General features: G+C 69.8%; 19 protein-coding genes. 5 read left to right on the top strand and 14 right to left on the bottom strand.

Going from position 1 to position 24,110, the window contains the following annotated elements; all coding sequences use genetic code 11:
* Positions 1-11: 11 nt before the first annotated feature.
* Positions 12-596 (top strand): SCO family protein, encoded by a 585-nt coding sequence (locus BVIR_RS15755; protein WP_055038487.1) that lies wholly within the window; start codon positions 12-14, stop codon positions 594-596.
* Here the strand turns inward: BVIR_RS15755 and BVIR_RS15750 are convergent.
* A complete protein-coding gene (locus BVIR_RS15750) occupies positions 587-2,503 on the bottom strand; it encodes a glycosyltransferase (protein ID WP_082781138.1) in 1,917 nt (638 codons plus the stop codon). The genes BVIR_RS15755 and BVIR_RS15750 overlap by 10 nt on opposite strands.
* 62 nt (positions 2,504-2,565) lie before the next feature.
* On the opposite strand from BVIR_RS15750, the gene BVIR_RS15745 reads away from it, so the two are divergent.
* Together BVIR_RS15745 and BVIR_RS15740 are read left to right on the top strand one after the other, a co-directional pair.
* Positions 2,566-3,420, top strand: a complete 855-nt coding sequence (locus BVIR_RS15745; RefSeq protein ID WP_055038486.1) for a transporter substrate-binding domain-containing protein — start codon at positions 2,566-2,568, stop codon at positions 3,418-3,420.
* An 82-nt stretch (positions 3,421-3,502) separates the two neighbouring features.
* Positions 3,503-5,149 carry a lysine--tRNA ligase gene (locus BVIR_RS15740; RefSeq protein WP_055038485.1) on the top strand — a complete coding sequence of 549 codons (1,647 nt, stop codon included), beginning with the start codon at positions 3,503-3,505 and terminating at the stop codon, positions 5,147-5,149.
* A 13-nt stretch (positions 5,150-5,162) separates the two neighbouring features.
* Here BVIR_RS15740 and BVIR_RS15735 read toward each other — a convergent pair whose 3' ends face one another.
* From BVIR_RS15735 to BVIR_RS15685, 11 genes are all read right to left on the bottom strand, one after another.
* Complete coding sequence (locus BVIR_RS15735; RefSeq protein WP_055038484.1) at positions 5,163-8,291, bottom strand: efflux RND transporter permease subunit; 3,129 nt, start codon at positions 8,289-8,291, stop codon at positions 5,163-5,165.
* The gene (locus BVIR_RS15730) at positions 8,288-9,658 is read right to left on the bottom strand and encodes an efflux RND transporter periplasmic adaptor subunit (protein WP_055038483.1); all 1,371 of its coding nucleotides are present in this window, start codon (positions 9,656-9,658) and stop codon (positions 8,288-8,290) included. Before BVIR_RS15730 ends, BVIR_RS15735 begins: the two co-directional genes overlap by 4 nt.
* Positions 9,655-10,056 carry a FixH family protein gene (locus BVIR_RS15725; protein WP_055038482.1) on the bottom strand — a complete coding sequence of 134 codons (402 nt, stop codon included), beginning with the start codon at positions 10,054-10,056 and terminating at the stop codon, positions 9,655-9,657. Before BVIR_RS15725 ends, BVIR_RS15730 begins: the two co-directional genes overlap by 4 nt.
* Positions 10,057-10,149: 93 nt before the next feature.
* Positions 10,150-10,569, bottom strand: coding sequence for a hypothetical protein (locus BVIR_RS15720; protein WP_055038481.1), 420 nt, complete (start codon positions 10,567-10,569; stop codon positions 10,150-10,152).
* 256 nt (positions 10,570-10,825) lie between these two features.
* Positions 10,826-11,527: a phosphate regulon transcriptional regulator PhoB gene (gene phoB / locus BVIR_RS15715; RefSeq protein ID WP_055038967.1), complete on the bottom strand. Its 702-nt coding sequence runs from the start codon at positions 11,525-11,527 to the stop codon at positions 10,826-10,828.
* A gap of 32 nt (positions 11,528-11,559) precedes the next feature.
* Entirely contained in the window at positions 11,560-12,279 is a 720-nt protein-coding gene (phoU, locus tag BVIR_RS15710; protein WP_055038966.1) for a phosphate signaling complex protein PhoU, read from the bottom strand.
* A gap of 17 nt (positions 12,280-12,296) precedes the next feature.
* The gene (gene pstB, locus BVIR_RS15705; protein ID WP_055038480.1) at positions 12,297-13,115 is read right to left on the bottom strand and encodes a phosphate ABC transporter ATP-binding protein PstB; all 819 of its coding nucleotides are present in this window, start codon (positions 13,113-13,115) and stop codon (positions 12,297-12,299) included.
* Between the two features lie 46 nt (positions 13,116-13,161).
* Positions 13,162-14,988, bottom strand: a complete 1,827-nt coding sequence (gene pstA, locus BVIR_RS17445; RefSeq protein WP_055038479.1) for a phosphate ABC transporter permease PstA — start codon at positions 14,986-14,988, stop codon at positions 13,162-13,164.
* A complete protein-coding gene (gene pstC, locus BVIR_RS15695) occupies positions 14,981-16,360 on the bottom strand; it encodes a phosphate ABC transporter permease subunit PstC (protein WP_055038478.1) in 1,380 nt (459 codons plus the stop codon). Before pstC ends, pstA begins: the two co-directional genes overlap by 8 nt.
* 468 nt (positions 16,361-16,828) lie before the next feature.
* On the bottom strand, positions 16,829-17,851 hold the full coding sequence (locus BVIR_RS15690) for a PstS family phosphate ABC transporter substrate-binding protein (protein WP_055038477.1): 1,023 nt from the start codon (positions 17,849-17,851) through the stop codon (positions 16,829-16,831).
* Positions 17,852-18,009: 158 nt separating this feature from the next.
* The gene (locus BVIR_RS15685) at positions 18,010-19,338 is read right to left on the bottom strand and encodes an ATP-binding protein (RefSeq protein ID WP_055038965.1); all 1,329 of its coding nucleotides are present in this window, start codon (positions 19,336-19,338) and stop codon (positions 18,010-18,012) included.
* A gap of 320 nt (positions 19,339-19,658) precedes the next feature.
* Between BVIR_RS15685 and BVIR_RS15680 the strand changes: the two genes are divergently transcribed.
* On the top strand, positions 19,659-20,276 hold the full coding sequence (locus BVIR_RS15680) for a hypothetical protein (RefSeq protein ID WP_055038476.1): 618 nt from the start codon (positions 19,659-19,661) through the stop codon (positions 20,274-20,276).
* A 27-nt stretch (positions 20,277-20,303) separates the two neighbouring features.
* On the opposite strand, the gene BVIR_RS15675 is transcribed toward BVIR_RS15680, so the two are convergent.
* Positions 20,304-21,407, bottom strand: coding sequence for a putative bifunctional lysylphosphatidylglycerol flippase/synthetase (locus BVIR_RS15675; protein ID WP_055038475.1), 1,104 nt, complete (start codon positions 21,405-21,407; stop codon positions 20,304-20,306).
* Between the two features lie 473 nt (positions 21,408-21,880).
* Between BVIR_RS15675 and BVIR_RS15670 the strand changes: the two genes are divergently transcribed.
* Positions 21,881-23,005 (top strand): 2'-deoxycytidine 5'-triphosphate deaminase, encoded by a 1,125-nt coding sequence (locus BVIR_RS15670; RefSeq protein ID WP_055038474.1) that lies wholly within the window; start codon positions 21,881-21,883, stop codon positions 23,003-23,005.
* 25 nt (positions 23,006-23,030) lie between these two features.
* Here the strand turns inward: BVIR_RS15670 and holA are convergent, their stop codons facing one another.
* A complete protein-coding gene (gene holA, locus BVIR_RS15665) occupies positions 23,031-24,065 on the bottom strand; it encodes a DNA polymerase III subunit delta (protein WP_055038473.1) in 1,035 nt (344 codons plus the stop codon).
* Positions 24,066-24,110 lie beyond the last annotated feature (45 nt).

The following is a 24,110-nucleotide window of genomic DNA, read 5'->3' as shown; positions in this document are numbered from 1 at the left end:
CGGGTGGCCTGATGCGCAGAACCGTTGTGTTCGTCGTGCTGGCGGCGGTCGGCATTCTCGCTGGGGCCGGCGTCGGCCTGTGGCTGATGAACGGCGAGCGCGGCAGCTCGGCGTCGGCCTCCGCTGTCGGCGGGCCGTTCCGCCTCACCGCCCACGACGGCCGCACCGTCACCGAGGGCGATTTCAGGGGCATGCCGATCCTGGTGTTCTTCGGCTTCACCCATTGTCCCGACATCTGCCCGACCACGCTGTTCGAGGTGTCGGAGATGATGGGGCGGCTCGGCGCCGACGCCAGCCGGACCCAGGCCCTGTTCGTCACCGTCGATCCGGAGCGCGATACGTCCGAGGTGCTGGCGAGCTATCTCGGCTCCTTCCACCCCCGCATTCTCGGCCTCCGCGGCGATGCGGCGGCGACGGCGGACATCGTTCGCGCCTTCCGCGTTTATGCCAAGAAGGTGCCGCTCGCGAGCGGCGACTACACCATGGACCACACCGCGGTGGTCTACCTCATGGACAAGGACGGCCGCTTCGTCGCGCCGTTCAACCTCAAGCGGCCGCCGGAGGCGGCGGCTGCCGAGTTCAGGCGCTATTTCTGACGCTGGCGCTGCGGTCGCCGCACCGAGGTGCGGCCGAAGCCGTGCTCGGTCTTCTCCCAGCCGAACGGGTTGACCGCCAGCTGCCACAGCGCCCGCCACGCCGCGGCCGACAGCAGCAGCCAATAGAGCGGCTGGAACGCGAACACCCAGCCGATTCCGATCAGCCCTCGCCGCGTCAGGCCGGCCAGCGCCAGCGTCGCCGAGCCGACATAGCCCGCCACCAGCGTGGCGGTGGTGAGACCCGCCAGCACCAGCTCGAGCGCGCCGTGCTGCGCCCGCAGCCCGCCGGCGAGCTGCGCCACGAACAGCAGGGCGAATAGCGGGTGCACCAGCGCCGACAGCACGGTGCCGCCGACCGTGAGCTGGAAACTGGCGAAGCCGAGCCAGCCGAGTTCGCCGACCAGCCGACGCGGCTGGCGCATGTGGACCAGGTAGGTCTGCATCCAGCCCTTGAACCAGCGGGTGCGCTGCCTCAGCCAGGCCGGCAGCCGGCTCGGCGCCTCCTCCCAGGTGGTGGAGGCGATCAGGCCGGTGCGCCAGCCGAACCGGGCCAGCCGGATGCCGAGGTCGGCGTCCTCGGTGACGTTGAAGGCATCCCAGCCGCCGACCCGGCGCAGCGTGGCCAGCCGGAAGTGATTCGAGGTGCCGCCGAGCGGCACCGGCAGGCGTTGGGCCACCAGCATCGGCAGCAGCACGTCGAACTGCCCGGCATATTCGCCGGCGAACAGCCGGGTCAGCCAGCCGTCGCGCGCGTTCTCGATCGCCAGCCGGGCCTGGACGCAGGCGAGGTCGGGGCCGCCGGCGGCAAAGGCGGCGGCCGCCTTCCGCAACTGGTCGGGCTCCGGCCGGTCCTCGGCGTCGAAGATCGCCAGCAGCGCGCCGCGCGCGAGGGGCAGCGCGGCGTTGAGCGCCTTCGGCTTGGTGCGCGGGCCCGCGGCGGGGGCCTCCACCAGCCGGACATGGCGGGGCAGGCCGGCGGCGAGCACGGCGGAGCGCGTTTCGGCATCGTCGGGCTCGATCACGATCAGGATGTCGAGCTTCTCGCGCGGATAGTCGAGCGCGTCGAGCGCGCGCAGCAACCCGGCCACCATGCCGGCCTCGCGGTAGAGCGGTATCAGGATGGAATAGACCGGCAAGGCGCGCTCGGACGCCGGCGGCGGGCCGCGCGGCAGATCGGGAGAAAACAGCGCCAGGCAACGCAGCGCGATCCAGCCCAGGAATACGAGCGACAGCGCGACGTGCGCTGCCACCGCGGCGATGTCTGCGGCGATCAGCACGGCGAGCGCCGCCACGCCGCCGGCGACCGCCACCGGCCGGTAATGTTGCGCGCGCCGGGTTGCGGCCGACATGTCCGGCGCCCGCCGCAGCAGGCCGAACGCGGCGACGTCGCCGAGGCGGGGGCGGGCGCGCCGGGTGACATAGGCCTCGAAGCGGTCAGGCGTGGTGAGCACGAGGTTGCCCGTCCCGCTGGCCCGGGCATGCACCAGCCGCACCAACTCCCGGATCATCACGCCGCGCGGCGCGATGGCGATGCGAAGGCCGGCGGCGGTGCGCGCCACCGCGCCCACGCCGCTCGCAACGGCTTCGAGCCGCGGCGGCGGCAGATCGCCATCGCCAACATCGCCGCCATCGTCCGCCAGCTCGGCGAACGGCAGGCCGAGCCACGCCGCCAGCCGCCGGGCGTAGGCGTCGCGGTCGATCAGCCCGGCGGCGATGACGACCTCATCACCGCCGACGGCGATGAGGTCGGCCCGCTGCGCGGCGGCGACCAGGCATTCGAGCGGCAGACGATCGATCAGCGGCAGCAGCTCGACCGGCAGGCCGGCGCCGTCGTCAGCCCGCGGCCCGCGAATATCCGACGAGAATTTGGCCGACACGCTGCCCCGCCCGCTTGCGCCTGGGAGCATGGTCTGCAACCGTGCCGGCCGTGAAAACTGCGGACAAACGCGGAGCGTGTGAGCTGAACTCAATGCGACGACTGCGGGTATTCGCCACCGTGCTGGCGCTGCTGGGACTGGCGGCGCCGCTGTTGCCCGCCCAGGCGGCCGGGCCGGGCGATGGCGTGCGGGTGCCGAGCTTCTGGGATCCCAAGCGGCGGCCCGAGCGGCCGGACCTCGGCCGCCTCGGCCTGATCCGCTTCCTCACCGAGGAGGATTACCCGCCGTTCAACTTCAAGGGCGCCGACAACAACCCGACCGGCTTCAATGTCGACCTCGCCCGCGCCATCTGCGAGGAGCTGAAGGTCGCCTGCACCGTCCAGGTGCGCCGGTTCGACACCCTGCTCGACGCGCTGAACGAGAACCGCGGCGACGCCGTGGTCGCCTCGCTCGCCATCACCCCGCAGACTCGCGCCAAGGCCGATTTCACCGACCGCTATTACCGCACCCCGGCCCGCTTCGTCGCCCGCACCGACCTCGACCTCGTCGACCTCAAGCCGGAAACCGTGATCGGCCGCTCGGTGGCGGTGGTCGCCGGCACCGCGCACGAGGCCTATCTGCGCGCCTTCTTCACCGAGACCAGCCTCAAGCCGTTTCCGAGCCTGGAGGCTGCCGAGGAGGCGCTGAAGGCCAAGCAGGTCGACCTCCTGTTCGGCGACGGCATCCAGCTGGCGTTCTGGCTCAACGGCACCACCTCGGCCAATTGCTGCGCCTTCCGCGGCGGCGTCTTCTACGAAAGCCGCTATTTCGGCGAGGGCGTCGGCATCGCGGTGCGCAAGGGCAACGAGCCGCTTCGTCGCGCGTTCGATTGGGCGCTGCAGAAGCTGTGGGAGAAGGGCGTCTATACCGACCTCTATTTGCGCTATTTCCCGATCGGCTTTTTCTGACGCTTGACGCTGGCGGGGTCGCCGCCCGTTGACCCCCGGCGCCGCGCGGGATTTATGTCCGCGCGACCATCAGGGACATGCCATGACCACCGAAACCGCCGCCGCCCTCAGGGCGCTCGCCGAATCCTCCACCGCCTGGCCGTTCGAGGAGGCGCGGAAAGTGGTCGAGCGGCTGAAACGGCTGCCCAAGGACGAAGTGCTGTTCGAGACCGGCTATGGCCCGTCCGGCCTGCCGCACATCGGCACCTTCGGCGAGGTCGCCCGCACCACCATGGTGCGCCATGCCTTCCGCATCCTCACCGAAGACCGCGTCAAGACTCGCCTGATCGCGTTTTCCGACGACATGGACGGCCTGCGCAAGGTGCCGGACAACATCCCCAACAAGGAGCTGGTCGGCGCCAATCTCGGCAAGCCGCTGACCAAGGTGCCGGACCCGTTCGGCACCCATTCCTCGTTCGGCGCCCACAACAATGCCCGCCTGCGCGCCTTCCTCGACGCCTTCAGCTTCGACTACGACTTCGTCTCGGCCACCGACTGCTACACCTCCGGACGGTTCGACCAGACGCTGCTGACGGTGCTGGAGCGGTTCGATCAGGTGATGGCGATCATGCTGCCCTCGCTCCGCCAGGAGCGGGCGCAGAGCTATTCGCCGTTCCTGCCGATCTGCCCGCGCACCAAGGTGGTGCTGCAGGTGCCGATCGTCGCGCGCGACGTGAACGCCGGCACCATCTCCTACGACGACCCCGAAACGGCTGAGCGCGTCACCCTCCCGGTCACGGGGGGCCACTGCAAGCTGCAGTGGAAGCCGGACTGGGCGATGCGCTGGACCGCGTTCGGCATCGACTACGAGATGGCCGGCAAGGACCTGATCGACTCGGTCAAGCTGTCGGGCGAGATCTGCCGGGCGCTGGGTGGCACGCCGCCGGAGGGCTTCAATTACGAGCTGTTCCTCGACGAGAAGGGCCAGAAGATCTCCAAATCCAAGGGCAACGGCCTCACCATCGACGAGTGGCTGGCCTATGCCAGCCCCGAGAGCCTGTCGCTCTACATGTTCCAGCAGCCCAAGGCGGCAAAGCGGCTCTATTTCGACGTCATTCCCAAAACCGTCGACGACTATCTGACCTACCTCGAGAAGTATCCCGGCCAGGACGGCAGGACGCAGCTGTCGAACCCGGTGTGGCACATCCATTCCGGCGCGCCGCCGAACAGCGAGGTGCCGATCTCGTTCTCGATGCTGCTCAACCTCGCCTCGGTGTCGCACGCCGAGGACAAGGCGGTGCTGTGGGGCTTCATCCAGCGCTACGCGCCGGGCTCCTCGCCCGCGACCCATCCCAAGCTCGACCAGCTGGTCGGCTATGCGGTGCGCTACTACCACGACTTCGTCAAGCCGGCGAAGCGGTTCGCGGTGGCGGACGAGGTCGAGCGCGGCGCGCTCGAGGCGCTGCGCGCGGCGCTGGCGGCGCTGGCGCCGGACACCGCGGCCGAGGACATCCAGGTCAAGGTCTACGACATCGGCCGGGCGATCCCGCGCTACCACGACCTGAAAGCCAAGGGCGCGACGCCGGAGCGCCCCGGCGTGTCGCAGGAATGGTTCGGCGCGATCTACCGCCTGCTGCTCGGCCAGGAGCGCGGGCCGCGGTTCGGCTCGTTCGTGGCGATCTACGGCGTGCCTGAGACGGTGGCGCTGATCGACAAGGCGCTGGCGGGCGAACTCGCCAGCGCTGCCTGATCGGTCGGGCGGATCACGCCGCGGCGGCGCGGCGGAGGCCGACGCTCTTGACCAGAGCGTAGACCGCCGGGATCACCACCAGCGTCAGCACGGTGGACGACACCATGCCGCCGATCATCGGCACGGCGATGCGCTGCATCACCTCCGATCCGGTGCCGCTGCTCCACAGGATCGGCAACAGGCCGGCGATGATGGCGACCACCGTCATCATCTTCGGCCGCACCCGCTCGACCGCGCCGAGCATGACCGCCCGGTGCAACTCGGCGCGGCCGAACGTCCGGCCCTCGGCGCAGCACCTCGCGCGGACCTCGGCCATGGCGTGGTCGAGATAGATCAGCATCACCACCCCGGTTTCGGCGGCAACGCCCGCCAGCGCGATGAAGCCGACCGCCACCGCGACCGAGAAATTGAAGCCGAGCCACCACATCAGCCACAGCCCGCCGACCAGCGCGAACGGCAGCGAGGCCATCACGATCAGGGTCTCGGTCAGCCGGCGGAAGTTGAGATACAGCAACAGGAAGATCGCCAGCAGCGTCACCGGCACCACCACCTTGAGACGCGCCGCGGCGCGCTCGAGATACTCGTACTGGCCGCTCCACACAGCAAATGTGCCGGGCGGGAACGTCACTTCGCCGGCGACCGCGCGCTTGGCGTCGGCGACAAAGGAGCCGAGGTCGCGCTCGCGCAGGTCGACGAAGATATAGAGCGCGAGCTGGCCGTTCTCGGTGCGGATGGTGGTGGCGCCGCGCGTGCGCTCGAGCTTCGCCACCTCGCCGAGCGGCACCGCGCCGCCGCCATTCGGCAGCGCCACCAGCACCTCGCGGGCGATCGCCTCGGGGTCGGAGCGCAGGTCGCGCGGATAGCGCACGGTGACGCCGTAGCGCTCGCGGCCCTCGACGGTGGTGGTGACGGTCTGTCCGCCCAGCGCGCCCGCCACCACCTCCTGCACCGCGGCGATGGTGAGGCCGTAGCGCGCCAGCGCGGCGCGGTCCGGCACCACGTCGAGGTAGTAGCCGCCGATGACGCGCTCGGCGTAGGCGCTGGTGGTGCCGGGCACGCGTTTCACCGCCGCCTCGACTTGCCGCGCCACCTGCTCCATCTCGGCGAGGTCACGGCCGAGAATCTTGATGCCGACCGGGGTGCGGATGCCGGTCGACAGCATGTCGATGCGGGCCTTGATCGGCATGGTCCAGGAGTTGGAGACGCCCGGGAACTGCAGCGCCCGGTCCATCTCGGCGATCAGGCCATCGACGGTGAGGCCCGCACGCCACTCGGGCCGCGGCTTCAGGTTGATGATGGTCTCGAACATCTCCAACGGCGCCGGATCGGTCGCGCTATTGGCGCGGCCGGCCTTGCCGAACACCGAGGCGACCTCCGGAAACGACTTGATGATGCGGTTCTGGGTCTGCAGCAGCTCGGCCGCCGTGGTGACCGACAGCCCCGGCAGCGTGGTCGGCATGTAGAACAGCGTGCCCTCGTCCAGCGTCGGCATGAACTCCGTTCCGATCCGGCTGGCCGGCCACCAGCTTGCACCGAGCACGGCGAGCGCCAGCACGATGGTGACGACCTTGGCGTTCAGCACCGCGCCGATGATCGGCCGGTAGAGCAAGATCAGCGCGCGGTTGATGGGATTGTTCTGCTCCGGAATGATGCGGCCGCGGACGAAAAGCACCATCAACGCCGGCACCAGCGTCACCGACAGCAGCGCCGCCGCCGCCATCGCAAACGTCTTGGTGAAGGCGAGCGGGTGGAACATCCGGCCTTCCTGCGCCTCCAGCGCGAAGATCGGCAGGAACGACACGGTGATGACGAGCAGGCTGAAGAACAGCGCCGGGCCGACCTCAGCTGCCGCCTCGATCAGCACCTCGAGCCGCGGCTTGTCCTTCGGCGCGCGCTCCAGGTGCTTGTGGGCGTTCTCGATCATCACGATGGCGGCATCGACCATGGCGCCGATGGCGATGGCGATGCCCCCTAAGCTCATGATGTTGGAGCCGAGCCCGAGCGCCTTCATCAAGGCGAACGCGATCAGGATGCCGACCGGCAGCATGATGATCGCCACCAGCGCGCTGCGGACGTGGAGGAGAAACACCACGCACACCGCGGCGACGATCAGGCTTTCCTCGATCAGCGTCGATTTCAGCGTGGCGATGGCGCGCTCGATCAGCTCGGAGCGGTCGTAGACCGCCACGATGTCGACCCCCGCCGGCAGGCTCGTTGCGAATGCTGCGAGCGTCGCCTTGACGCTGGCGATGACGTCGAGGGCGTTGGCGCCGAAGCGCTGCAGCACCACGCCGCTTGCGACCTCGCCCTCGCCGTTGAGCTCGGCGATGCCGCGCCGCTCGTCCGGGCCGATCTCGATGCGGGCGACGTCGCGCAGCAGCACCGGGGTGCCGGCCTCGGCCTTCAGCACCACCTGTTCGAGGTCGGCCACGCCGGTGAGGTAGCCGCGGCCGCGCACCATGAACTCGAACTCGGCAAGCTCGACGGTGCGGCCGCCGACGTCGGTGTTGGAGGCGCGGATCGCCTCGCGCACCTGGGCGAGCGAAATGCCGAGCGCGCGCAGCCGGCGCGGGTCGACCACCACGTTGTACTGCTTGACGAAGCCGCCGACGGAGGCGACCTCGGCCACGCCGTCCGCTTTGGCCGCGGCGTAGCGGACGTGCCAATCCTGGAGCGAGCGCAGCTCGGCCAGCGTCAAATCCTTGGCGAGCAGCGCGTACTGGTAGACCCAGCCGACGCCGGTGGCGTCCGGCCCCAGCGTCGGCGTCACCCCGGCCGGCAGCCGCGCGGCGGCGGCGTTGAGGGATTCCAGCACCCGCGAGCGCGCCCAATAGATGTCGGTGCCGTCGGCGAAGATGACGTAGACAAACGACACGCCGAAGAACGAAAAGCCGCGCACCACCTTCGACTTCGGCACCGTCAGCATGGCGGTGGTGAGCGGGTAGGTGACCTGATCCTCCACCACCTGCGGTGCCTGGCCGGGAACGTCGGTCAGCACGATCACCTGGGTGTCGGACAGGTCGGGCAACGCGTCGAGCGGCAGGTGGCGCAGCGAATAGCTTCCGGCCGCGACCGCCATGGCGGTGGCGATCAGGATCAGCACCAAGTTGCGCGCCGACCACGCGATCAGGCGGGCGATCATCGCGCATCCCCCGCGGTGAGCCCGCGCAGCGCGCTGGTCAGGTTGCTCTCGGCGTCGATCAGGAAGGTCGCCTTCACCACCAGCCAGTCGCCGTCGTCGATGCCGTCACGGATTTCGACATAGCCGTTGCCGCGGCGCCCCAGCACCACGCTTTTGGGCTCGAACCGGCCCTCGCCGCGGTCGACGATCACGGTCTGGCGGGTGCCGGAATCGATCACCGCGCTGTCCGGCACCGTCAGCACCGCCTCGCCGGTGCCGCTGTCGATCTCGACCTCGGCGTACATGTCCGGCTTCAGGACGAGGTCGGGATTGTCGAGCTCGATGCGCACCCGCGCGGTGCGGGTCTCCTTGTTGATCTGCGGATAGATCAGCGCGACTTTGCCGGTGAAGGCGTGGTCCGGGTCGCCGCGCGGCCGCACCCGCGCGGTCTGGCCGAGCGCCACCGCCGGCAGGTCGGTTTCGGACATGTCGGCCAGCACCCACACCTTGGCGAGGTCGGCAAGGCGGAACAACACCTCGCCGGCCGGGGCCTTCATGCCCTCGACCGCGCTCCGCGTCAGCACCACGCCGTCGCGCGGCGCCGGCCAGTCGAGACTGAGCGCGACCTGCCGGGTGCGCTCGAGCGCGGCGATGTAGCTTGCCGGCACCGCGAGGTTTTCCAGCCGCTGGCGGGCGCCCTTCGCTCCCGTCGGGCCGTAGGCGGCGGCGCTGCCCGCTAGCACCGAGGCGTACTGAGCGGCGTCGGTGGCAAGCGCGGGGCCGTAGACCCGCATCAGCGGCTGGCCCTGGCGCACGGTGTCGCCGGTGGTGACGTTGGCGACGCTCTCGATCCAGGCATCGAAGCGCAGTGACACCACGCTCGCGCGCCGCTCGTCGACGGCAACGACGCCCGCCGCCCGCACAACGCGGCCGAGCCGGCGCCGCTCGGCCGGCGCCGACTGCACCCCCAGCTTCTGGATCTTCGCCGCGGTGAGGCGGACCGAGCCGTCGTCAGCCTCGCCGTCGTAGACGGGGACGTAGTCCATCCCCATCTGGTCCTTCTTCGGCACCTTCGAGGTGTCCGGCAGCCCCATCGGGTTGCGGTAGTAGAGGATTTTTCGCGGGCCGCCGGCCACGGCGGCAGCCGGAGGATCGTCGAACGAGACGTCCTCGCCGGCCCGCACCGGCAGATAGGCGCGGTGGTCGTCGGTGTGCTGCGGCGCGGCGGCGTAGCGCGGCTGGTCGGGGTGGCGCCAATACAGCACGGGCCCGCTCGCCGGCTGGGACGTGGCGGGCTGGGAGGGCGCCGCGCCGCGCTGACCGACAAGGTAGCCTCCCCCCGCCGCGGCGATCGCGGCGAGGGTGGCGACGACGATGGCCTGCCTCATGGCAGGGCCTTGACGATCAGCCGGCTCTGCAAGGTGCCGTCCTCGCCCTGCAGCTTGGCGGCGACCGAGAGCTGCCAGCGCCCGGCCATGGTGAGGTCGGTCCTGAAGCGGTAGACGCCTGGCTCGGTGGCCGGCAGCGGCTCCAGCGGCGCGGTCATCCCCGCCATGTTGTCCGGCGCCATGTCGAGCCGTTTGGAGAAGATCACGGCGTCCGGCACCGGCTTGCCGGTCGGCTTGTGCACCACGCGCAGCGCGACGATGGCCTCGCCGGTCTTGAGCTGAGGCTCGACCAGCTGGAACTCATAGTCCTTGATGTCGGCGCGGGCGGCGGTGGCGAACGAAACCGAGGCGAGCGCCAGGGCGAGCGCGGTGGCGCGCCCGAAATTTGAGGCGAACATGGAAATCTCCGAGATGTGAGGAAACGTCATCCGTGCCCGCGGCCGCTCGGCACGCGGGACGGCTCGCGGCCAAGTGGCCGCGCAACGCGTCGCTCAGGCTCGGGGAATCTTCGGCAGCGGCGAGGGGATGTGGCCGTCGCCGGCGCGCTCCAGCACAAGCCGCAGCACCGTGCCGGCGGTGACCGGCGCACCGATGCCGGCCGCGCCGGTCGGCAGCGCGGGCACGGTGACAATGCAGCACGCCATCAGCGGGCAGGCCGGCATTCGATGGCCCGCCGGCGGCGCGGCATTGCCGCCGCCGTCATCGCCCGCCATCGCCATCGCCGCACCGTGGCACGGCGCAGCGTCGGGTGCGGCAAGGTCGGCCGTGGCGAGGTCGGCGCTGGCGGCTGGCGTCAGGCTGTCAAGGCCGGTCGCGATCCGGCTTGCCGCCATCGGCGACGGCACCATCGCGCCCGCGATCAGCGCGATCGCGAGGCAAAACGTCAGGATCTGGTGCAGCCATCGCGCCATCGAGTTGCTTCTGCCACAGGCCGGCGCGGTCACGCCATTGGAGCGGTTCCGGATCAGCCTATACCAACGGCCCCGGATGCTGACGCATGGGGCCGTTGAAGTTCGCAGATTTTCGTTCCCGAAATCAATGATTTCACGAAAATCTGCGATCGGAACCAACGGCGGCGGCCGCCGGTATTACCGGAGCCGATTTGTCGCACCGAACCCGCCGCGGCTGCCAATCACGTCGTCGTCAGCGGCCCGGCGGTGGCGAAGGTCACGCGCTGCGGGCGAACAGCTCGTTGAAGGAATAGCCGGCGCCGCGCACGGTGCGGATCGGGTCGGGCTCGCGGCCGCGGTTGATCGACTTGCGCAGGCGGCCGACGTGGACGTCCACCGTGCGCTCGTCGATATAGACGTCGTGGCCCCACACCCCGTCGAGCAGCTGCTCGCGGGTGAAGACGCGGCCGGGCGACTGCATCAGGAATTCGAGCAGGCGGAACTCGGTCGGGCCCAGGTGGATCTCGCGGCCGGCGCGGTGGACGCGGCGGGTTTCGCGGTCGAGCTCGAGGTCGCCGAACCGGAGCAGCATGGCGACGTGCTCGGGCTTGGCGCGGCGCAGCAGCGCGCGGATGCGCGCGAGCAGTTCCGGCACCGAGAACGGCTTGGCGACATAATCGTCGGCTCCGGTGGCGAGCCCGCGCACCCGCTCCGATTCCTCGCCGCGGGCGGTCAGCATGATCACCGGCAGCCGCTGGGTTTCCGGCCGCGCCCGCAGGCGCCGGCACAGCTCGATGCCGGACAGGCCCGGCAGCATCCAGTCGAGCAACACCAGGTCGGGCAGGCGCTCGCGCAGCCGGGTCTCGGCCTCGTCGCCGCGGCCGACGGCGTCGACGTCGTAGCCCTCGGCTTCGAGGTTGTAGCGCAGGAGGAGGGTCAGGGGCTCCTCATCCTCGACGATGAGAATCTTGGTGCTCATCGCGCGCGGTCCGGTGGTGGTGTGTTCGAAGCTCACGAGTCTGCCGCCGCGTGCAAGGGGGAGATGGCAGTGGTGTCGATCTTCGGGCGCTCGCCCGGCAGCGCTTCACCGGTGACGAGGTAGTAGGCGGTCTCGGCGATGTTGGTGGCGTGGTCGCCGATGCGCTCGATGTTCTTGGCGCAGAACAACAGGTGGGTGCAGAAGGTGATGTTGCGCGGGTCTTCCATCATGTAGGTCAGAAGCTCGCGGAACAGCGAGGTGTAGAGGGCGTCGACCTCGTCGTCGCGCTTCCACACCTCCAGCGACAGCTCGACGCTGCGCTGGGCGTAGGCGTCCAGCACGTCCTTCAGCTGCGCCAGCACCAGGGTCGACAAATTGACGGCGCCGAACACCACCTTGAGCGGCGGGTATTCGCCGTTCATCGCCACCACGCGCTTGGCGATGTTCTTGGCGAGGTCGCCGATGCGCTCGATGTCGCTGGCGAGCCGCATCGCGGCGACAATCTCGCGCAGGTCCGAGGCCACCGGCTGACGCTTGGTGATGGTGAGCACCGCCTTGTCCTCGACCTCGCGCTGCAGCAGGTCGAGCCGGCGGTCGGCGACGATGGCGGTCTGGGCCAGGATGAGATCGCGCTTGAGCAGAGCCTGCATCGCCTCGCTCAGCATCTTTTCGGCGAGCCCGCCCATCTCGGCGATGCGCTGGCGCAGCTCGACCAGATCGGTGTCGTATGAGCGCACGGTATGTTCCGTCATGAATTCCTCCGCGCGGTTCAACCGAACCGGCCGGTGATGTAGTCGAGGGTGCGGCGGTCCTTGGGGTTGGTGAAGATGACGTCGGTATGGCCGTCCTCGACCAGCACGCCGAGATGGAAGAAGGCCGTCCGCTGCGACACCCGCGCCGCCTGCTGCATGGAGTGGGTGACGATGATGATGGTGTAGTTCTCGCGCAGCTCGTCGATCAATTCCTCGATCTTGGCGGTTGCGATCGGGTCGAGCGCCGAGCACGGCTCGTCCATCAAGATCACCTCCGGCGACACCGCGATGGCGCGGGCGATGCACAGGCGCTGCTGCTGGCCGCCGGACAGCCCGGTGCCGGGGTCGTCGAGCCGGTCCTTGACCTCCTCGAACAGCCCGGCCTTCTGCAGGCTGGAGATCACGACCTCCTCAAGGTCGGCCTTGCTGCGGGCGAGGCCGTGGATGCGCGGGCCGTAGGCGACGTTCTCGAACACCGATTTCGGGAACGGGTTGGGCTTTTGGAACACCATGCCGACCTGGGCGCGCAGCTGCACCACGTCGAGCGAGGAATCGTAGATGTCCTGGCCGTCGATGGTGATGTGGCCGGCGACGCGGCAGTTGGCGATGGTGTCGTTCATCCGGTTGATGCAGCGCAGGAAGGTCGATTTGCCGCAGCCGGACGGGCCGATGAAGGAGGTCACCGCGCGGGCGGCGATCTCGATCGACACCTCCTTCAGCGCTTGCTTGTCGCCGTAATAGACGTTCACGCCCTTGGCGACGACCTTGGCCGGGCGGTCGAGATGAGGCTGCGCCGTTCCGGAAGCGGCCGTTTCAAAGTTCGGCATCGTGGTCATCAATATACTCCGAAAGGATTCATGCTGCTGTCCGGCATGCCGCCTGTCACCAGCGGCGCTCGAAGCGCTTGCGCAGCACGATGGCGAAAGCGTTCATGCAGATCAGGAACGCCAGCAGCAGGATGATCGCGGCGGCGGTCTTCTGCTGGAAGGCGAGTTCGGGGAAGTCGGCCCACATGAAGATCTGGACCGGCAGCAAGGTGGCGGCGTCGGTGAAGCCCTTGGGCAGGTCGACCACGAACGCCACCATGCCGATCATCAGCAGCGGCGCGGTTTCGCCGAGGGCGTGAGCCATGCCGAGGATGGTGCCGGTCAGGATGCCCGGCATCGCCAGCGGCAGCACGTGGTGAAACACCGCCTGCTGGTGCGAGGCGCCGACCCCGAGCGCGGCCTCCTTGATCGAGGGCGGCACCGCGCGGATGGCGGCGCGCGAGGCGATGATGATGATCGGCAGCGTCATCAGCGCCAGCACCAGGCCGCCGACCAGCGGGGCCGAGCGCGGCATGTCGAAGAAGTTGAGAAACACCGCAAGGCCGAGCAGGCCATAGATGATCGAGGGCACCGCGGCGAGATTGTTGATGTTGACCTCGACCAGCTCGGTGAAGCGGTTTTTAGGCGCGAACTCCTCCAGGTACACCGCGGCGGCGACGCCGACCGGGAACGCCAGCCCCAGCGTGACCGCCAGCGTCAGGATGGAGCCGACGATCGCGACCCAGACGCCGGCCATCTCCGGCTCGCGGCTGGCGCCGCCGGTGAAGAACTCGCGCGAGATGCGCTGCTCGATCATGCCGCGTTCCTTGAGGAGTTCGAGGAACACGATCTCGCGGTCGCCGATGCGGCGGCTGGCCTCCGGCACCGCGAAGCGCATGATCTGCCATTCGCCGGGACCGGCGACGGCGTCCGAGGTCAGGGGCACGATCACCTGGCCCTCGGCCGTGGCGCTGGACAGCGCGGTGAGCTTGATCACGCCGCCATGGATGCGGACGAAATAGCTCGGGATCGAGCGCTCCAGCGCTTCGCGCTCGTCGGCGGCGGCGGCGCGGGCCTCCAGCGCCTCGGCACGGGTGCGCAGTTCGGCGGCGTCGTGGCGGGTGGAATCGAGCGCGCGGCTCTCGGTCTGGATGCGCGCCTCGTTGGCGGGCGAAGTCGGGCGGCTGCGCAGCTGGGCGATGTCGCGCTCCAGATGCACCACCACGCGCTCCTTGCCGGCGAGGTCGGCCCGCGCCCGATCGGCCGCCGCGCGCAGCTCGGCCTTCACCTCGGTCACCACCGCCTCGAAATTGTTGATGGTGGAGGACAGCTGCACCGTGCCGGTGGTGCCGGAGACGCCGATCTCGCCGAGGCCGGGCCGCGTCTCGACCGGGGTCATCAGGCCCTTGAAGAACATGTCGGCGACGTCGTCGACCGGCACGAACACCCGATGGCGGGTGCCGATCCAGTCCGGATTGTCCAGCACCTGCTGGCGCAGCAGCACCGGGGCGCCGGTCGACAGCACCGACTGCAGCGCGCGGCGGTCCGGCCGGCCGGTCACGCCCGGGAACTCGGCATAGAGCGCCTCGCGCACCAGCGCGTCGTAGTCGGCATTGCCGATCGCGCGCGGATCGCGGCTGCCGTCCGGGTCGATCTTGTCCTTGCGAAGATCGACCTCCAGCGCGGCGTAGTTCTGGAAGAACGCCGGCACGCCCTGCATGAAGATGGTGGCGAGGAACACCGCCAGGAAGGTGACGGCGAACAGGATCGCCGTCAGTCCGTAGGCCTTGAAGCGGGCCTCGGCGCGGTAGCGCTTCTTCAGGCGGGCCTTGGCAGCCGCGGTCTGGTGGACCTCGGGGGTGATGGTTGGAGTGCCCGTCCCGGGCAGCGCGACGTCACTCATATTGTTCCCGATAACGGTTGACCACGCGCAGCGCGATCATGTTGAGGACGAGGGTGATGAGGAACAAGGCGAGGCCGAGCGCGAACGCCGCCAGCGTCTTGGGACTGTCGAACTCCTGGTCGCCGGTCAGAAGCGTGCCGATCTGAACAGTGACGGTGGTGACCGCTTCCAGCGGGTTGAGCGTGAGGTTGGCGGCAAGGCCGGCGGCCATGATCACGATCATGGTCTCGCCGATGGCGCGGCTCACCGCCAGGATCAGCGAGGACACGATGCCCGGCAGCGCCGCCGGCAGCACCACCTTGCGGATGGTCTCCGACTTGGTCGCGCCCATCGCCAGCGAGCCGTCGCGCAGCGTCTGCGGCACCGCGTTGATGACGTCGTCTGACAGCGAGGACACGAACGGCACGATCATGATGCCCATCACCACGCCGGCGGCCAGCGCGCTTTCCGACGACACGTCGAGCGTGAGCTGGGTGCCGGCGTCGCGGATGGCGGGCGCCACCGTCAGCGCCGCGAAGAAGCCGTAGACCACGGTCGGAATGCCGGCCAGCACCTCCAGCACCGGCTTGCCGACGGCACGCACCGATTTGGAGGCGTAGTCGGACAGGTAGATCGCCGACAGAAGACCGATCGGCGCTGCCACCGCGATGGCGATCGCGGTGATCAGCAGGGTGCCGGCCAGCAGCGGCAGGAAGCCGAACGCCGCCTCGCCGCCGACCTGGTCGGCGCGGAACGCCATCTGCTGCGGCGTCCAGGACAGGCCGAACAGAAAGTCGATCGGCGAGACGTAGGTGAAGAAGCGCAGCGACTCCGCGATCAGCGAGAACACGATGCCGATGGTGATGAGAACGGCGAAGATGGCGCAGGCGACCAGGAACACCTTGACCGCGCCCTCGACCCGGTGGCGGGCGCGGAATGGCGGCGCGATCTTGCGCCAGCCATAGGCGAAGCCGACCGCCAGCACGATGGCGAGCAGCACCGCCAGCATCGCCGTGGAGCCGGCGTGGAGGCTGGCATAGCTCTGCGCCGCCTCCGCGCGCAGCGCGTCCTGGATGCCGGGGACGCCGCCCTCGACCATGGCGCGGACGTCGCGCCACATGCCCTCGAGCTGGGCCGGCCCCAGCCCGCCGATGCGGTCGGAGAACCGGTCGAAGATGATGATGCGTTCGATCCGCGGAACGATCAGCGTCCACAGCACGACCAGCATAAAGCCGGGCCCGGCGCAGACCAGCGCCAGCCAGCCGCCGTGATAGGTGGGCAGCGAATGGAGTTTCGAGAACTCGCCATTCACCACGCCGAGCGCTCGGTTGCGGCCGAGGACGATGCAGGCCAAGGCCAGCGCGAACACGCTCACGAACATCCAGAAGATCATCGACAAGTCCGCCGGGCTAGTGGATGAAACCGGGTGCCCAGTGCCGCGAGGCGTCCGGGCGTCCGGTGAATTTCACCCACAGACTCAAAAGCTTGTGGGCCGATTTGTCCCGACGTCTGCGAATTCAGCCGCCGGGATCGAACCACCAGAGCATCGGCCGGACCAATGCGGCCGGCCGGGTGCTCCAAGGTTGGGTTGTCGCGCTGTCGTCCGCAAAGCTGTTGCCACCGTTGCAGAACACGCTCTCGACCGGGTCTGCTCACCGCATCCGGCCAGCCGGCCCGCCCGTGTCGTACCAACGGCAGCGGCAGCCGGCCGTGGGTTCCGATCGCAGATTCGTCGGCGCCGTCAGGCGCCCCGCATCCGGCGCGGGGCCGGATGCGGCACGCGACAGGGGCCTGCGCTCGCGGATACGGTTTCCGGCCGATCAGGCCTTCGAACCGCGTGCTGACGCAAGCCCCGCTTTCGTCACAGGCCGGCGAGGCCGGTGCCGGCGCGGGCGGCCTTGGCGACGGCGTCGCGGTCCGCCTTCGGCAGCGGCACCAGGCCCTTCTTCTCCAGGTAGCCGTCTTCGCCGAACGCGGCCTCGGAGACGTACTCGTTGAGGAAGTCCTGCAGCCCCGGGATCACGCCGAGGTGCTCCTTCTTGACGTAGATGTAGAGCGAGCGCGACAGCGGGTATTGGGCCGAGGCGATGTTGTCGACGCTATCCTCGACGCCGTTGATCTTGGAGCCTTGGATCTTGTCCTGGTTCTCCTCAAGGAACGAATAGCCGAACACGCCGAAGGCATTCGGGTTGGAGTCGAGCTTCTGGACGATGATGTTGTCGTTCTCACCGGCTTCGATATAGGCGCCGTCGGCGCGAATCTGCATGCACTGCTTGGCTTCGATCTTGATGCCGAGACGCTTCTGCACCGACTTGCAGCCGCCTTCCATCGCCATTTCGTTGAAGGCGTCGCGGGTGCCGGAAGTCGGGGGCGGGCCGAGCACCTCGATCTTCTGGTTCGGCAGGTTCGCCGCGACGTCCGACCACTTTTCGTTCGGGTTCTTCACCAGCTTGCCGTCCGGCCCCGGAATTTCGGCGGCGAGGGCGAGGTAGAGCTGCTCGAGGGTGACGTCGATCTCACGCGCCTTCTTGGAGTTGGCGAGCACGATGCCGTCGAAGCCGACCTTCACCTCGATCGGGGTGATGCCGTTCTGCTTGCAGGTGTCGAATTCGGACTTGGTGATGCGGCGCGAGGCGTTCGACGCATCCGGGGTGTTGGCGCCGACGCCGGCGCAGAACAGCTTCATGCCGCCGCCGGTGCCGGTCGACTCCACGATCGGCGCCTTGCCGGACTTCTGGCCGAAGCGCTCGGCGACCGCGGTGGTGAACGGGAAGACGGTCGAGGAGCCGACCACCTGGATGCGGTCGCGAGCTTCGGCCGTGCCGGACACGAGGGCGCCGGCCGCCACGAGCGCGAGCGCGCTGGCGAAAGTCGTGAGCTTCACGGTAGATCTCCTTGCGTTGCGAGCCGACCACGATGACCGCCTCCGGGCGGCGGGCAGGGCTCTTCTGGCGCGGACAGTGCTACAGGTCCGCTCCCACGCTTGTATGACCCTCTCGTGAAGCCTATGTGACAGTCGATCGTATTGATAAGGCTTTGGTTTCAGCCGCTTAACGGGCTATGTGCCAAATCGAGCCGGATAACGAAGGCGGTGCCGCGGCCGACGTCGCTGGTAATCGCCATGCGTCCGCGGTGGCGGTTGACGATGTGCTTGACGATGGCGAGCCCGAGCCCGGTACCGCCCTGCTCGCGGCTGCGCGGCACGTCGATCCGGTAAAACCGCTCGGTGAGGCGGGGCAGATGCTCCGGGGCGATGCCGGGGCCGTAGTCGATCACCGACACCACCGCCTCGCGGGTGCCGTCCTCGCGCGCGCTCGCGGCGCAGACGATCTCGATGCCCTTGTCGCTGCCGCCGTATTTCAGCGCGTTCTCGACCAGGTTCTCGAACACCCGGATCAGCTCGTCGCGGTCGCCCTGCACCGGCAGGCTCGGCGCCTGCTCGATGAGGCGGAGCGCGACGCCGCGCTCCTCGGCGAGCGGGCCGAGCGCGTCGATCACCTCGCGCACGACATGGACGAGATCGACCCGCCGTTCCGGGCGGATGTGAAGGTTGAGCTCGATCCGCGACAGCGACAGAAGATCGTCGATCAGGCGTGACATCCGCTTGGCCTGCTCGGCCATGATGCCGAGGAAGCGCTCGCGCGCGGCGACGTCGTTGCGGGCCGGCCCCTGCAGGGTTTCGATGAAGCCGGACAGCGAGGCCAGCGGGGTGCGCAGCTCGTGGCTGGCATTGGCGACGAAATCGGCCCGCATCTGCTCCAGCCGGCGCTGCTGGGTCAGGTCGCGCAGCATCACCAGCACCACGTCGGGCGAACTGGCCGCCGCCGCGGCCTCGGGCGCGGGTTCGGAAAACCGCACCGGGGCGACGTGGGCCTCGAACCAGCGGTCGACCGGAATGCGGGCCTGGAACTCGACGCGCCGGGCCGGGCCGCCGCCGGCCACCGCGCGCACCGCTTCCAGCACCTCGGGAATGCGCAGCGTGAACGACAGCGGCTCGCCGAGCTGCGGCGGGCCGGCGGCCGCCTCGATCCGGGCATTGGCGGCCAGCACGATGGCGCGGCGGTCGACCAGCAGTGCCGCGTCCGGCAGCGCCGCCACCAGTCGGGCGAGGCGGTCGTCGGGCACCGGCGGCTGGGTCTGGCTCGACGCCACGGAAAGGTCCCGCCGCCGTGCCCGCCCGGGCAGCAGCGCCGCGGCCGCCACCACGCCGAAGCCGGCGATGGCGACGACGGGATCGAGCCCGCCCGCCACCACGCCGATACCCCCGGCCAGGGCTGCGGCGAGCAGGACCCGGCGCGCCGCCGCCAGCCGGCCGGCGAAGCCGGCGCGGGCCGAATCGTCGGCGCCGTCGGATCGTTCGAGGGAACTCATGGTCGTGTGTCCGCTTTCGTGCATAGCCCCAATGGCGTCGGCGCGCCATGTCTGCCACGGCAACCGGCGACGCGGCCGCTCCGGTCGCGCTATCCTGGTTGCAGATTCTGGTCGCAGATCCTGGTCGCCCGATTCCAGCGGTGCGGCGAGGCGGCATGTCTGCCACGGCCACACCACGACACGATGTCAGCGGCCACGCTGGTTCGGGAGGATGAGAAATGCGGTTCGGCCTTAACCGGGCGGGGGATGCCAAATCCCGCCGCCGCGGGCGGTGTTTCATTTGGCCAGGGCGCCCGGCGGATCGGGCCGGCGGGGCGTGGATGCGGTTTGCGGCCGAACGGGCGCGGGCCGGCCTTGCTGCTGCCGTGCTCGCCGGCGTTCCGGTCGCAGCGCCGGCGGCGGAAACCCTGCCGGTGCCGAGCGTCGATTTCACCGCCGAGGGCAGCTTCGCCAGCGGCGGCAAGATGACGGTGCGCCACCACGGCGGCGTGCTGCGCCTGGATATGACCATGCCGGGGGTGGCGGCGCCGGTGACCGGCTATTTCGACCTCGCCGCCAAGAAGGCGCTGATGGTGGTGGCGACCGCGGCGGGGCCGATGGCGATGGAGGTCAACCTCGCCGAGCAGGCCGGCTTCGGGGTGACGGTCGGCCAGGGCGAGCGCGCGGGGCAGGACACGGTGGCGGGCGAGCCGTGCGCGATCTGGCGGATCGAGAGCGGCCGCGCCGGCGAGCCGGCAGAAGCGTGCATCACCGGCGATGGCATCGCGCTGCGCACCGACGCCACGGTCGGCGGCCGCCGCCAGACGGTGTTCGAGATCGCCAGCCTCAGCCGCGCCGCCCAGGACCCGGCCGTATTCCGGCTGCCGAGCAACCTGCCGATGATGCGGTTGCCGCTGCCGCCCGGCGGTGGCAAGGGCCCGGCGCGGCCGGCGCCGTAATCGCGGCGGAATGGTCCGGGGGCTGCCTTAAGCCGCGGGCGGCAGGTGGTCCGGCCGCGGCTCTGCCTTGCAGGCCAGCGGCGGCGCGGCCGGCTTGGCCGCCGGCGCGGCGGGGCGAAACCGCACCGCGTCGCGCAGGCCGGCAAAGCCGCCCAGCCACAGCTCCCGCCCGGCCAGCAGCAGCACCGACAGCGTGAACGGAATCAGGTAGTAAAACACCCGGAACAGCAGCAGCGTCGCCAGCATCTCCTCCCGGTCGAACACCGGCACGCCCCAGTTGCCGCTGGTCAGCGCCACCAGTATGGCGGCGTCGAACACGCCGATGCCGCCGGGGGCGTGGCTGGCGAAGCCGAGCAGCGTCGCGGCCACGAACACCACCGCGATGGTGATGAAGCCGGCGTCCGGCGTTGCCGGCGTCAGCACGTACATCGCCAGCGCGCAGCAGCTGAGGTCGACCACGCCGATCACGATCTGCAGCAGGGTCGGCCCCCGCGACGGCAGCGTGACGTACCAGTCGCCGCGGCCATAGACCCGCGGCTTGCGGCCGATCCAGATCACGTAGGTCACCAGCGCGCAGAGCGCGGTGATGGCGATGATGCGGTTCGCCGCCGGCGGCAACTGGTCGACCGCGGAGGCCGCCTCCGGGTGGATGGCGATGCCGATGCCGAGCACGGTGATGTTGCCGAGCCAGAACGTCAGGCCGGCAACGAAGGCGAGGCGGGCGACGTCGAGGACGGTCAGGCCCCAGGCCGAATAGATGCGGTAGCGGATGGTGCCGCCGGTGAACACCGTGGCACCGACATTGTGCCCGATCGAATAGCTGGTGAAGCCGGCGAGCGCGGCGGTGGAATAGGGCACATGGCCCTTGCCGATCGTGCGCAGGGCGAACCAGTCGTAGAACGTCAGCGTGAAGTAGCCGAGCGCGACGAACAGCCCGGCCAGCAGCAGCGACGACACCGACTTTTCGGTGAACGCAGCGCCGACGCGGGAAAGGTCGATGCCGTGCAGCATCTTCCACAGCACGTAGAAGGCGATGCCGATGATCAGGATCGACAGCACGATCCCGATACGATGCCAGCCGATGCGGACGCGGAGGAAATGGCCGACGCGACTCAAGAAACCTCTGGCCATGCGCTCTCCCCGCCGCAGTCAACTCGTTGCGGCCGAACCTTCCCTGCCCGGGTAGCAGAACCGCGGCGGGCAGAGAACACCAATCTCGTGGAGCCCGTCGCGGTCGCCGGAACGACCATCGTCGAGCTATATGTCGCGGCCAGCGGCAAGGTCACGTACCGGACATCCTGTTGCGCCGCTCTCTTGCGTCGCGGCCCATCCGCATCTAAGGCAGCCCGATTAACGATGCGAGAACCGGGACCGCGCGGCACCGCCGTCGGGTGGCGCTCGCCGGCCGGCGCCGCAATCAGCGGTCGGCCCCGTGCGGATTTTCACGTCGCGCTCGGCGGTCTTTGAGAAAATCCGCGCCGCAACCGGCCCTCGCCGATCTCGGCGTGGCGCTTCATGCCCATGGATAGGCCCGTGGGAGTCCTGTATCAACCCGTTATCGACCCGTCCGTTTTCGATACGGACGCCAGCCCGAGGGGACTTCGATGCAGCCGAGCCGCGCAGGCGCGGCCTGCGGCATCCTGCCTGGCCACCGCATCGCCGCGCTGGTCGAGGCCGGCTGCCTTGGCGCCGACGACACGATCATGCCGGACCAGATCCAGCCCGCCAGTCTCGACCTCAGGTTTGGCCGGCGGGCGTGGCGGGTGCGAGCGAGCTTCCTGCCCGGCCGCGAGGTGGCGGTGCGCCAGCGGCTTGGCGCGCTGGCGCTGCACGAGATCGACCTCGGCCCCGGCGCGGTGCTGGAGACCGGCTGCGTCTATCTGGTCGAGCTGGCCGAACGGCTGGCGCTGCCGGCGGAGGTCGCTGCCGCCGCCAACCCCAAGAGCTCGACCGGTCGGCTCGACGTCTTCACCCGCGTCATCGCCGACGGCATGCGCGCGTTCGACCAGATCGCGGCGGGCTATGCCGGCCCGCTCTACCTCGAGGTCTCCCCGCGCACCTTCCCGATTCTGGTGCGGCCGGGCTCGCGGCTGTCGCAGCTGCGCTTTAGGGTCGGCCATGCGGTGCTGGACGAGGCCGAACTGGCACAGCTCCAGGCCGAACAGCGCCTGGTCGACACCCCGGACCCCGATCTCGGTTCCGGCGGCATCGCGGTGTCGATCGATCTTGCGCCGCGCGACGGCATCGTCGGCTATCGCGCCAAGCGCCACACCGGCCTCGTCGACGTCGACCGCCGCGCCGCCTGCGACGTGCTCGACTATTGGGAGCCGATCCGCCGGGTCGGCCGGCTCGGGCTCGTGCTCGACCCCGACGAGTTCTACATTCTCGCCTCCAAGGAAGCGGTGCAGGTGCCGCCCGCCTTCGCCGCCGAGATGGTGCCGTTCGACCCGCTGGTCGGCGAGTTCCGCGTCCACTACGCCGGCTTCTTCGACCCCGGCTTCGGCTGGGCGGCGGCCGGCGGCGCCGGGGCCCGCGCGGTGCTGGAGGTGCGCTCGCGCGAGGTGCCGTTCATCCTGGAGGACGGCCAGATCGTCGGCCGGCTGATCTATGAGCGGCTCACCGAGCCGCCAAAGACGCTCTATGGCAGCGACCTCGGCTCCAACTACCAGGCCCAGGGCCTCAAACTTTCGAAGCATTTCCGGCAGGATGGCTGCGAGGCTTCCGGCTGATCGCCTGGCGATCCCGCCGCCGGCATCACCGTCGCCGGGCGCGGCGGGCGCTGGTGGCGAGCGCCAGCAGCGAGCGCAGGCAGATCGGCTCTGCCAGCTGCGCCTGCTTGCGGGCGTCGGCGGCGGCGCTGCCCAGATCGATCACCGCGGTGGCGAGACCCTCGGCGGTCCAGGCGTTCAGCGCCTGCTCGATCAGCGGCTTGCGGCGGAAATGGATCGGCGGTCGGGTGTTGTCCAGCACGGTGCGGACGCCGACCCCGCCCTCGACCGCGATCCGCCAGCGATGCAGCTGGATCGCGGTGCGGATCGCCGCCGCCAGCAGGCTCTGCGGCGAGGTGCCGGCCTTGAACAGCCGCAGCGCGGCGCCGTCGGCGGTCTCGGCATCGCCGGCAAAGGCGGTGTCGATCGCCTCGTCGAGGCCGGCCGCCGAGGCGTCGCCGACGATGGCCTCGACGTCCTCCACCCTCACCCGGTCGTGGCCGTGGGCGTAGAGCGCCAGCTTGCGGACCTCGCCGCGCGAGGCGAGGCGGTCGCCGCCCAGCTGCGACAGCAGCAGGTCGCGGGCATCGCGGTCGATGGCGAGGTTGGCCGCGCGCAGTTCCTCATCGATCAGCCGGTCGAGATCGCGCCCGGCGTCGGCGTAGCAGGCGATGGCGAGGCCGTGCGGCGAGCGCTCGACCAGCTCGCGCAAGCCCTGGCCGCGCTTGAGGTCGCCGGCCTCCAGGATGACGACGCAGTCGCGCGGCGGCTCCTTGAGCAACGGCTCGACCGCGCCGGTGATGGTGCGTGAGCCGACCCGGACCCGGATGACGCGGCGGCCGCCGAACATGGCGATGGTGTAGGCCTCGTCGGCGAGGCGCGGCGGATCGGCAGCGACGGCGTCGCCGTCGAGCCGCACCAGCGCGAACGGATCGGTGGTGCCGGCAAGGCCGGCCGCGGCGGCGGTGGCCGCCCGCTCGGCAACCAGCCCGGCATCCGGGCCGAACAGCAACATCACCGGCCGTGCCGGATCGATGCGGCCCACCGCCGCGTCCGCATCGCCGGGTTTGACCGCGACCATCGCGCCTCGAATGGAAAACGACGGCGGACCTGCGGTCCTGCCATC

Source organism: Blastochloris viridis (assembly GCF_001402875.1).
Lineage (GTDB): Bacteria > Pseudomonadota > Alphaproteobacteria > Rhizobiales > Xanthobacteraceae > Blastochloris > Blastochloris viridis.
This window is presented reverse-complemented; position numbering and strand designations above follow the sequence as displayed.

Bases quoted from the DNA above. Each gene is read 5' to 3' on its own strand.
- holA (WP_055038473.1), bottom strand. From the start codon at position 24,065: ATGGTCGCGGTCAAACCCGGCGATGCGGACGCGGCGGTGGGCCGCATC.
- BVIR_RS15675 (WP_055038475.1), bottom strand. From the start codon at position 21,407: ATGGCCAGAGGTTTCTTGAGTCGCGTCGGCCATTTCCTCCGCGTCCGC.
- BVIR_RS15685 (WP_055038965.1), bottom strand. From the start codon at position 19,338: ATGAGTTCCCTCGAACGATCCGACGGCGCCGACGATTCGGCCCGCGCC.
- pstB (WP_055038480.1), bottom strand. From the start codon at position 13,115: ATGACCACGATGCCGAACTTTGAAACGGCCGCTTCCGGAACGGCGCAG.
- BVIR_RS15755 (WP_055038487.1), top strand. From the start codon at position 12: ATGCGCAGAACCGTTGTGTTCGTCGTGCTGGCGGCGGTCGGCATTCTC.
- BVIR_RS15680 (WP_055038476.1), top strand. From the start codon at position 19,659: ATGCGGTTTGCGGCCGAACGGGCGCGGGCCGGCCTTGCTGCTGCCGTG.
- pstA (WP_055038479.1), bottom strand. From the start codon at position 14,988: ATGAGTGACGTCGCGCTGCCCGGGACGGGCACTCCAACCATCACCCCC.
- BVIR_RS15720 (WP_055038481.1), bottom strand. From the start codon at position 10,569: ATGGCGCGATGGCTGCACCAGATCCTGACGTTTTGCCTCGCGATCGCG.
- BVIR_RS15735 (WP_055038484.1), bottom strand. From the start codon at position 8,291: ATGATCGCCCGCCTGATCGCGTGGTCGGCGCGCAACTTGGTGCTGATC.
- phoB (WP_055038967.1), bottom strand. From the start codon at position 11,527: ATGAGCACCAAGATTCTCATCGTCGAGGATGAGGAGCCCCTGACCCTC.
- pstC (WP_055038478.1), bottom strand. From the start codon at position 16,360: ATGATCTTCTGGATGTTCGTGAGCGTGTTCGCGCTGGCCTTGGCCTGC.
- BVIR_RS15750 (WP_082781138.1), bottom strand. From the start codon at position 2,503: ATGCTCCCAGGCGCAAGCGGGCGGGGCAGCGTGTCGGCCAAATTCTCG.
- phoU (WP_055038966.1), bottom strand. From the start codon at position 12,279: ATGACGGAACATACCGTGCGCTCATACGACACCGATCTGGTCGAGCTG.
- BVIR_RS15745 (WP_055038486.1), top strand. From the start codon at position 2,566: ATGCGACGACTGCGGGTATTCGCCACCGTGCTGGCGCTGCTGGGACTG.
- BVIR_RS15730 (WP_055038483.1), bottom strand. From the start codon at position 9,658: ATGAGGCAGGCCATCGTCGTCGCCACCCTCGCCGCGATCGCCGCGGCG.
- BVIR_RS15725 (WP_055038482.1), bottom strand. From the start codon at position 10,056: ATGTTCGCCTCAAATTTCGGGCGCGCCACCGCGCTCGCCCTGGCGCTC.
- BVIR_RS15740 (WP_055038485.1), top strand. From the start codon at position 3,503: ATGACCACCGAAACCGCCGCCGCCCTCAGGGCGCTCGCCGAATCCTCC.
- BVIR_RS15670 (WP_055038474.1), top strand. From the start codon at position 21,881: ATGCAGCCGAGCCGCGCAGGCGCGGCCTGCGGCATCCTGCCTGGCCAC.